The organism is Paenibacillus sp. LRG-1, from assembly GCF_057220305.1.
Genome location: NZ_CM170126.1, coordinates 5,414,146 through 5,424,376, shown reverse-complemented (window position 1 = coordinate 5,424,376; position 10,231 = coordinate 5,414,146). Strand labels below are relative to the sequence as shown.

Genomic DNA, 10,231 nt, shown 5'->3' with positions numbered 1-10,231 from the left:
GAAGAGCCAGCTAGGCTGGGTGTAATAATCCTTTCGTATAAATTGCCTGCGTTATAACCAGGCCTTGCATATCGCACAAGCCCATGTACCTAATCCAGAGGGAAAAGGTCACCCCCTTTTCGATAAAATAGCTTAGCATGAAGCCCAAAATAGTTGTTTGTCGTGACGTCAGCGGGGCAATATTTATATATGCACTCATTATTCACATATGTATGCAAGTCAATTTTAAACATACCTGTTTTCAAAGAATGACGTTATCGGAAGCGTTTTAGCGAAAAAAGAAGAATTTTGTAAAATAGCTTCGAAATGTTGGTCTCTTTTTTTACTTGGCGTTAACATATGTGCTATACTGAAGGAGCAAAGGAGGCGTGCCCTATGAACTTAACAGTACGAGGTCAACAGATCGAGGTTACCGACGCTTTGAAGGACTACGTTGATAAGAAATTCAGCAGACTTGAAAAGTATTTCGATGCACCCCCGACGTCTGATGGAAGTGTAACGTTAAGCACAACCAGAGATTTGCACACTGTAGAAGTAACCATTCCTTTGCCGGGGCTTGTACTCCGTGCCGAAGACGAGAGCGATGACATGTATTCATCCATTGATGCCGTGGTAGACAAGCTTGAACGGCAAATTCGCAAGCACAAAACCAAGCTAAACCGTAAATTCCGTCAGGAAGGCAGTTTGAAAACCCTTTTTGTGGAAGATCCGGCAGGTGGCGTGGCTGTTGCTGAAGATGAGGATGTAGAACTGGATGAGCTGGAAGTCGTCCGCACCAAGCGTTTCTTATTGAAACCTATGGATGTGGAAGAAGCTATTCTTCAAATGAACATGGTTGGACATAATTTCTTTGTGTTTTCCAATATTGACAACGAAGAAGTTAACGTAGTTTACAAGCGCAATGATGGTAAATACGGTCTGATCGAACGAGAATAGCCTGTGAAGTAGGAACTTTTCACATTTTAAAATGAATAGAACGATTTCGATTGAAGCATGCTTCATGGATATTAGGAAAATGAAAACAACACGAGCCTTATCCTTGCGAACCTGGCGGGATAGGGCTCTTTTATATGTTTTTTTTGTAAATGTAAGGAAATTTTAACTTGGATAAGCGTAACGAAGTTGTGTATTTCGTGCGTCAATTGTTTTGGTATCTTTAACCGGATGCAAATCTGGAGGCTGCTTGTGTTGCGGCATGTCCTACAAACTGTTACAATTTATGCAAAGAACATCGCACGATGGGCTGGTACAGCCGGGCCTGTCAAACATATCGGGAATCAATTTCATCATGGACCCTTTCTTATTGTGAAATTGATTCTATTAATTGTTTTGCGCGAAAGGGGTAAACCATGCTAGGAATTGTTAAGAAAATCTTCGGAGATACCAATGAACGTGACGTCAAGCGTTTAATGAAGACGGTTGAACTGATCAATAAGATAGAGCCGGATTTCGAAAAGCTCTCGGATGAGGAGTTGCAAGCGAAAACGGCAGAATTTAAAGCTCGGGTCGAACAAGGGACTACGGCTGAAGAAATTTTGCCGGAAGCTTTTGCAACGGTTCGCGAAGCGTCCAAGCGGGTGCTGGGTAAACGTCATTATGACGTACAGATGCTCGGTGGTATTGCGCTGCATGAAGGTAAAATTGCCGAGATGAAAACCGGTGAAGGTAAAACACTGGTAGGAACACTGCCGGTTTATTTGAATGCTCTGTTGGGCAAAGGCGTGCACGTGGTTACGGTCAATGACTATTTGGCGCAACGTGACAGCGGAGAAATGGGACAGATATATAACTTCCTGGGAATGTCCGTAGGGCTGAATTTGGCCAATATGGATCATGCCGCCAAGCAGGCAGCCTATGCTTGTGACATCACGTACGGTACAAACAACGAGTTCGGGTTCGATTATCTGCGTGATAATATGGTGCTTTACAAAGAGCAGATGGTACAACGTCCGTTGTACTTCTGTATCATTGATGAAGTCGATTCTATTCTCGTCGATGAAGCCCGCACGCCATTGATTATTTCAGGACAAGCTCAGAAATCGACAGAGCTGTATTTCGCGGCTGACCGTTTTGTGAAGAGCCTGAGTGTTGAAGAAGATTACACTCTGGATATTAAGGTGAAGTCGGTTGCTTTGACCGAAAACGGCGTATCCAAAGCTGAAAATTTCTTTGGTCTCGACAACTTGTACGATCAGGAAAGTGTTACAATCAATCACCACATTGTACAGGCATTGAAGGCTAATGCTATTATGCGTTTGGATGTGGACTATGTCGTAGCTGACGGTGAGGTCCTGATTGTCGATGAGTTTACAGGTCGTCTGATGGCTGGACGCCGTTACAGTGATGGTCTGCATCAAGCCATTGAAGCGAAGGAAAACATCATTGTACAAAATGAAAGCATGACGCTAGCGACGATTACATTCCAAAACTATTTCCGTATGTACCGCAAATTGGCGGGGATGACGGGTACAGCGAAAACAGAAGAAGAAGAATTCAAAAAAATATATGGTCTGGAAGTACTCCAAATTCCAACGAATCGGCCTAACCAGCGTGTAGATATGCCTGACGTTGTATACAAGAGCGTAAAAGGCAAATTCCATGCAGTGGTGGATGAAATCCTGGAGCGCAACAAAAAGAACCAACCGATATTGGTAGGTACGGTTTCTATTGAAAACTCGGAGCTTCTTTCTGAAATGCTGAAACGCAAAGGCGTTCGTCACAAAGTGCTTAACGCCAAGTATCATGCTGAGGAAGCTGAGATTATTTCCCGTGCAGGTGAAGCTGGCGCAGTTACCATCGCTACCAACATGGCTGGACGCGGTACTGACATCGTACTGGGCGAAGGCGTATCAGAACTCGGTGGTTTGCACATCATCGGTACAGAACGTCATGAATCCCGTCGTATTGATAATCAGCTTCGCGGACGTGCAGGACGTCAGGGTGATCCGGGCTCCACACAGTTTTACTTATCGCTGGGCGATGAGTTAATGAAGCGTTTTGGTGCGGACAACGTGCTGAGTATGATGGAGCGTTTGGGCTTCGAGGAAGACCAACCTATCGAGAGCCGTATGATTACACGTGCTATCGAATCAGCTCAAAAACGTGTCGAAGGCAACAACTTTGATCAGCGTAAAGTTGTTCTCCAGTATGATGATGTAATGAACCAGCAGCGTGCTATTATTTACAAGCAACGCCGTGAGGTGCTGGAATCAGAGAACATCAAGGAAATTGTGTTCGACATGATCAAGCCTGTCATTGAGCGCGTAGTGGAAGCTCATTGCGGCGATGACATTCCTGAAAACTGGGAGCTTGAAGAAGTAGCAGAGTATGTGAACAACAACCTGCTTGAGGAAAATACACTTACGCGTGATGACCTGTGGGGCAAGGAAAAAGAGGAGATCGTGGATATGATCTTCGAGAAAGTTACCAACAGATACCACAGCCGTGAAGAAATGATTGGCGAAGATATGGTACGCGAGTTCGAGAAGGTTATCGTATTGCGTGCAGTCGATAGCAAATGGATGGACCATATTGATGCTATGGATCAATTGCGTCAAGGTATTCACTTGCGTGCTTACGGCGGTACCGATCCGCTGCGCGAATATCAATTTGAAGGTTTCGAAATGTTCCATGCTATGATTGCTAGCATCCAAGAGGAAGTAGCCACATACATCATGAAAGCACAAATCGAATCCAATCAAGAGCGTCAGGCTGTCATCGACGAAGACAAAATCTCGACGAGTGGTGAACCTGCGGCTCCTAAAAAGAAATCCGCTCCTTCGCGTCCGCGTAGAAAATAACGGATTGAAATTAAGGGAGAGATCTTGAGATACACTATTCCCTGCAGTGCATATAATGGCAGGCGGCAGTTCAACCACTGACCGTCGGCCATTTTGTGCCATACAGGGGTGAGACTGATGTTTTCAACTTATAGGTCTCTGTTGGAGGATCAGTTTGAACATTGATGAATGGCTAGCTTGATCTCAATTCTTTTTAAACAATTATGACAAGCAAGCTGGTCTCTGCTTGTTTGTCAGTTAATTCAGTTCTTGACTCGGCTCACATACCAGAGCCGATAATTTAAAAGTCGTTTGACTCTACGGCGGTCGGCAGCGAAGCGGAGGATTTGAATCTGGAGAAGCGCCAGCGATCGTAAGATCAAATCATTCGCGCAGCGCCTACCCATCAGCCGTAACTCACAACGCTTTTACTCCCCTAACCCTATATTAAAAGGAGAATGTCATCATGATTGATCCAAATGTAAAACATGATTTAAGAGAAATAGGCAAGAAACTAACAAACCTTAGGGGGTCTCTTTGACTTAGATCTCAAACAGGAAATGATCTCAAACTTTGAGGAAAAGATGGCTGCGCCTGATTTTTGGGATGATAACGATAAAGCTCAAGCCGTGATCGCGGAAATGAACGCGGTTAAGTCTTCTGTAGACAGCTATGAACAGCTCCGTCAGGAATATGAGGATGCGGGGATGATGGCTGAGCTAGCTGATGAGGAAGGCGACGAAACACTGGCTGGAGAAATTGAAAATAGTATCAGATCTTTGCTGAGCAAGCTTCAAGAGTTTGAACTCCAATTGCTTTTGAATCAGCCATATGACAAGCTTAATGCCATTTTGGAGTTGCATCCGGGGGCGGGTGGAACCGAGTCGCAGGACTGGGGTCAAATGCTGCTACGGATGTATACACGCTGGGCAGAAAAACGCGGTTTTAAGGTAGAAACGCTGGATTACCTTGCGGGTGATGAAGCAGGGATCAAAAGTGTAACGCTGCTGATCAAGGGCTATAATGCTTATGGCTACCTCAAAGCAGAAAAAGGCGTGCATCGTCTCGTTCGCATTTCTCCATTTGATTCCTCGGGTCGTCGGCATACGTCGTTCGTATCCTGCGATGTCGTACCGGAAATTGCGGATGATGTGGACGTTGAGATCCGGACAGAGGATCTTAAAATTGATACGTACCGGGCCAGCGGTGCAGGTGGTCAGCATATTAATACGACCGACTCAGCCGTTCGAATTACGCATCTTCCTTCCGGCATTGTTGTAACTTGTCAAAATGAGCGCTCCCAGATCAAGAACCGTGAGCAGGCAATGACGATGCTCCGTTCCAAGCTCTACGAGCGTAAGATCGAAGAGCAGCGTCAGCAATTGGACGAAATCCGCGGAGAACAGTCCGATATTGCATGGGGAAGTCAAATTCGCTCCTACGTGTTCCATCCATACAGCATGGTTAAGGATCATCGTACTAGCGTGGAAACTGGCAACGTAGGAGCTGTCATGGATGGCGATCTCGATCCGTTCATCGATGGTTACCTGCGCAGCCAAATTAAGCTGGACGCAGAATAATAGCCTGTACGTTTTCCTACAGTCTGCAGACCATGTGCCTGCGGACTGTAGGAATTTTTGTGTAACGGTATTTTTAACTAAAGGAGAACACGAATGATGTCTCAATTGAATCCCCCCGCTGCCCGCCGAAGACGCCGCAAGCCTCTGATTGCCGCCAGCGGACCCGCACGCAACGTGACCGACATTTTGCTGATTATACTCGGCTCTTTCATTACAGCGCTGACCTTTAACATGTTCTTGCTTCCAAACCGGATTGCATCCGGGGGTGTATCGGGCTTGTCTATCTTGGGTGAGGACCTGTTTGGCCTGGAACCAGCCTATACGCAGTGGGGAATGAATATTCCGTTATTTATAGCAGGGGTACTGCTGTTAGGGAAAAAATACGGGTTGCGTTCCCTGCTGGGAAGTATTATGCTGCCGCTATTCGTTTATGTGACGAAGGACTGGGCAGTTCCGACAACAAATCCGTTGCTGGCTTCGCTATATGGTGGAATCGGAGTAGGATTGGGTTTGGGCACTGTATTTCGGGGCAGGGGCTCGACGGGTGGACTGGCTATTTTGGCGCAGATTATTCAAAAGTATACGGGCTTTAGTCTTTCTCTCTGTGTCATGTTGATGGATGGCACGGTGATTACACTGGCTGGTTTCGCCCTCTCGCCGGAACGTGCGCTGTATGCGTTGATTGGCTTGTTTGTAACTGGTAAGGTCATTGATGCTGTGGAAATGGGACTGAGCTACTCCAAAGTAGCTTACATCATATCCAATCAGAAAGAAACGATCACGCAGGCTATTTTGCAGGATTTGGACCGAGGATTGACAGAGCTGGCAGGGCGGGGCGGTTACACGAACGAAGAACGTCCTGTTCTTATGGTTGTAGTCGGACAAAACGAGGTAACTCGCCTCAAGACGCTCGTCCGCTTGGTAGACCCGGAAGCTTTTGTGATTATTAGTAATACTCGTGAGGTATTGGGTGAAGGGTTTAAGAAGGAAAGCTAAAACAAAGGGGCCTGTCTGAGACTTGCTCTTAACTGAATCAATGCAGGAGAGCCCACTAATGTAGTAGGCTCCTCTCTCTTTTAGAATAGCTTTACTAGATTCTTTTTACTAATCGTTCAAGCCAATTTGCCGGTTGTCCTTGATTGAAATACGAGGTTAGCGTTCCTCTTACCCCTGTTTTGACCATAAATAGACCGCCTGCTAATGATTGATCGGCACTATCATTATCTTGAGCAGTCGTAATATATAACTCATCCAGATGTTCACCGCCAAAAGCACACGAAGTCACACAATTGACGGGGAGTGACACCTCAGCAATCACTTCTCCATGAGCAGGATGGATACGGGAGACACGTTTACCACCCCATCGCGCGACCCACAACATGCCCTCTGCATCGATTGTCATGCCATCTGGATACCCTTCACTTTCATCCAATCTAGCCACCAGTTGCTTATTCCTAATCGTGCCTTGTGCCACATCGTAATCGAAGGAGACGACCTCCAATGTTGGAGTATCAATGTAATACATTGTACGATGATCTGCGCTCCAGGCTAATCCATTAGATATGGAAGCTTTATCAACCAGTAAGGAGACATTGCCTTTTGTGCTCAGACTATACAATGCTCCTTGCGCGTGTTCGCCATTTAGGCTCATTGTTCCTGCTAAAAAACGTCCTGTAGGATCGCATTTTCCGTCATTAAAACGATTACCTAGTTTACCTTCCTCAGGATCATGGATCAATACTTTGGCCCCTGTCTCAATATCCAAACAATATAGACCGCTAATCAGCGCTACGATCACTTTATTTTTGAGATAAGGTACAACTGCACCAATATGTTCACCAACCTCTATTGTACGATCTGTGCACGTAGAAGGATCATAGATATGCAATTGAAAACCTTCAATATCGACCCAAAATAAACGCTGAAACCGCTGATCCCAGCTGGGACCCTCGCCTAACTTTGCCTTTGCATCTATAACGATATTCGCTGTATATGTTTCGATGTGTAGCACCCCTAACGTTTAAGTTTATTTTCGACCCCAATTATCCGCTTCAGCGGCTCCTCTGCGCAGATTCACTAGATGCAGCCCATGTGACTCCCTTCATGTTCAACAAGTTCATAAAGTGCAGCAAACGGCCAATCGAGATGAATACCAATATATGAGATAATTTAAAGGGAATATCCCCCCCTTTTCTTTATGCAAAACGGCAGACTGTATTCAAGAGACTCTCTGTCTATTTTTTATTTCCTTTATTATAGCTCGTACAGCTTGTCCGTCAAAAGAATAGACAAGAGCGCATATTTTAAATTTGGAGGAATAACATGACATGAGGTGTTGTATTTATATGAATAGAGTCGTATAATAATACATATTTCATAAGAACGGAATGGAGGAAGGTCTGTGAGCAGCAAGTTAAAAGTGGCAATTGTCGGTTCCACCGGGTATGGCGGGGTGGAGCTGATTCGTTTTTTGGTTCATCATCCGCAAGTAGAGATTGTATCTGTTATTTCTTCGTCCAGCGCGGGTGTCCCAATCAGTGACGGGTTTCCACATCTAACGGACATTGTGGTGCAGGATTTGGACGGTGTCGAAGTCCACGAAATTGCTGCCAAGGCCGATCTGGTTTTCACTGCTACGCCATCGGGCGTTAGTACCAAGTTAGTGCCGCAGCTTCTTGATGCCGGACTGAAAGTCATTGACCTTTCCGGGGACTTCAGGCTTCGAAGCGGGGAAACGTATGAAGCATGGTATAAAAAGCCTGCGGCTTCACCCGAGTATCTCAAGCAAGCGGTATACGGACTCAGTGAGGTGTATGCAGAAAAGCTGGCGGGCGTTTCTTTTATTTCAAATCCAGGCTGTTATCCGACCGCAACATTGCTGGGGATTATTCCTGCGCTGAAAGCGGATTGGATTGACCATCGGTCGCTGATTGTGGATGCCAAATCCGGTGTATCCGGCTCGGGTAGGGGAACAAGTCTTGTTTCGCATTATGCGGAAATGAACGAGAATTTCAAGGCTTATAAGGTGAATAAGCACCAGCACATCCCTGAGATCGAACAGGTACTAGGTGATATTGCGGGCGAGGACGTTACGATTACGTTTACGACACAACTTGTTCCAATGACCCGAGGAATTATGAGTACAATTTATGTCACGCTGAAGGGTGACCATACAGATCAGGATCTTATCGGGTTATACCGGGATTATTATAAAGGGCATCCTTTTGTCCGTGTACGTGGCGAAGGTATATGGCCAGCAACGAAGGAAGTATTGGGTTCGAATTACTGCGACATCGGTTTTGCAGCAGATGCCCGAACCGGGCGTCTTACGATTATTTCTGTCATTGATAATGTTGTGAAGGGTGCAGCTGGACAGGCGATTCAGAATTTAAATTTGATGATGGGATGGGAGGAGAACCTCGGGCTGGGCTTCATACCGGTATATCCGTAAGTAGCAAGTAACCGCAACAAGATGCAGGAAACGTCAGCGAGCGGAATTTCGAATACAGGCAGCTGCCATTCATCGAATATGTTGCGAACGAGGGCACATAATTATGGGCAAAGTAGAGTTTACAGTAGTAAACGGGGGGAACATTGTAACTCCGCGTGGCTTTACAGCCGGGGGATTACACTGCGGACTAAAAAATTCGAACCGCAACGATATGGGCGCGATTCGTTGTGAGGTAGAGGCGACAGCTGCTGCGGTGTACACCACCAATGTGTTTCAAGCTGCACCGCTGAAGGTGACCCGCGAGAGCTTGGCAGATGGTCGATTGCAGGCAGTAGTGGTGAACAGCGGGAACGCCAATGCCTGCACAGGACAGCAAGGAGAGCAGGATGCCTACGCTATGCGTTCGGCTGCGGCTCGTGAACTGGGTGTTGCTGAGAGCAATGTAGCCGTCGCCTCGACGGGCGTGATCGGCGAGCATTTGAAAATGGATCGTGTGCTTGGCGGAATATCCTCCTTACCTGACCGTATGAACGGGGCAAACGATGGAGCGGAGCAATTTACCCAAGCCATTCTGACAACGGATTTGGTTAAAAAGGAAGCGTGTGTGGCGGTTGAGGTGGACGGTGTGACCGTACACATCGCCGGGGCGGCCAAGGGATCGGGCATGATACATCCGAATATGGCAACGATGCTCGCTTTTATGACCTGTGATGCAGTGATCGGACAGACGGCGCTTCATCAACTATTAAAGCAGGCAACGGATACCAGCTTTAATATGATTACGGTGGATGGGGATACGAGCACGAACGATATGCTAATCGCCATGGCGAGCGGACTGGCTGGCAACCGTGAGCTGCACGTAGGGCATCCCGATTGGGACGCTTTTGCCGAGGCGTTCACCTATATCTGCCGAGAGCTGGCGAAGGCAATTGCTCGCGATGGAGAGGGTGCTACGAAGCTGGTAGAGGTGTCTGTAAGCGGAGCGGTAAGCGATGCGTCCGCCCAAGCAATAGCCAAGACAGTGGTTGGGTCCAGTCTGGTCAAGTCGGCCGTTTTCGGAGCAGATGCGAATTGGGGACGGATTATTGCGGCCGTAGGGCGTGCCGGAGAACCTGTTAATCCAGATACGGTAGATATTCGCTTGGGTGATATTGTTGTGCTAAGCCAATCGAGTCCGGTCGCTTTTGACGAAGAAGAGGCGCTAGCCTATTTGCGGGGAGATACGGTGCAAATTATTGTTGATTTGCAACACGGGAACGGAATCGCTACAGCGTGGGGCTGTGACCTAACCTATGATTATGTGCGGATTAACGCTGCTTATCGGACATAGGTACCAGAATAAAATACGGATTGAATAAGGATAGTAGTTGTTAGAAGCAACGAGCGGATGTAAGCCCAGCATCATTTAAAAATGGCACGGA

The 10,231-nt window shown here is 46.8% G+C and carries 7 protein-coding genes; 6 read left to right on the top strand and 1 reads right to left on the bottom strand.

Going from position 1 to position 10,231, the window contains the following annotated elements; genetic code table 11:
* Window positions 1–375 precede the first annotated feature (375 nt).
* The 4 genes from hpf to ACUUJN_RS24040 all read left to right on the top strand — a co-directional run bounded on the left by hpf (window position 376) and on the right by ACUUJN_RS24040 (window position 6,355).
* Window positions 376–936 carry a ribosome hibernation-promoting factor, HPF/YfiA family gene (gene hpf, locus ACUUJN_RS24055; protein WP_023990642.1) on the top strand — a complete coding sequence of 187 codons (561 nt, stop codon included), beginning with the start codon at window positions 376–378 and terminating at the stop codon, window positions 934–936.
* A 413-nt stretch (window positions 937–1,349) separates the two neighbouring features.
* Window positions 1,350–3,800 carry a preprotein translocase subunit SecA gene (gene secA, locus ACUUJN_RS24050; protein WP_071558143.1) on the top strand — a complete coding sequence of 817 codons (2,451 nt, stop codon included), beginning with the start codon at window positions 1,350–1,352 and terminating at the stop codon, window positions 3,798–3,800.
* 445 nt (window positions 3,801–4,245) lie between these two features.
* A protein-coding gene (gene prfB / locus ACUUJN_RS24045; protein ID WP_103744773.1) for a peptide chain release factor 2 occupies window positions 4,246–5,359 on the top strand; the annotation gives its coding sequence in 2 pieces (ribosomal slippage) (window positions 4,246–4,317 and window positions 4,319–5,359; 1,113 coding nt in all).
* A gap of 96 nt (window positions 5,360–5,455) precedes the next feature.
* Window positions 5,456–6,355 carry a YitT family protein gene (locus ACUUJN_RS24040; protein WP_023990638.1) on the top strand — a complete coding sequence of 300 codons (900 nt, stop codon included), beginning with the start codon at window positions 5,456–5,458 and terminating at the stop codon, window positions 6,353–6,355.
* Window positions 6,356–6,449: 94 nt separating this feature from the next.
* Here the strand turns inward: ACUUJN_RS24040 and ACUUJN_RS24035 are convergent, their stop codons facing one another.
* Entirely contained in the window at window positions 6,450–7,370 is a 921-nt protein-coding gene (locus tag ACUUJN_RS24035; protein WP_034095107.1) for an SMP-30/gluconolactonase/LRE family protein, read from the bottom strand.
* A 390-nt stretch (window positions 7,371–7,760) separates the two neighbouring features.
* Between ACUUJN_RS24035 and argC the strand changes: the two genes are divergently transcribed.
* Together argC and argJ are read left to right on the top strand one after the other, a co-directional pair.
* Entirely contained in the window at window positions 7,761–8,810 is a 1,050-nt protein-coding gene (argC, locus tag ACUUJN_RS24030; protein ID WP_069290524.1) for an N-acetyl-gamma-glutamyl-phosphate reductase, read from the top strand.
* Between the two features lie 103 nt (window positions 8,811–8,913).
* On the top strand, window positions 8,914–10,140 hold the full coding sequence (gene argJ / locus ACUUJN_RS24025) for a bifunctional glutamate N-acetyltransferase/amino-acid acetyltransferase ArgJ (protein WP_075154846.1): 1,227 nt from the start codon (window positions 8,914–8,916) through the stop codon (window positions 10,138–10,140).
* The last annotated feature ends 91 nt before the right edge of the window (window positions 10,141–10,231 follow it).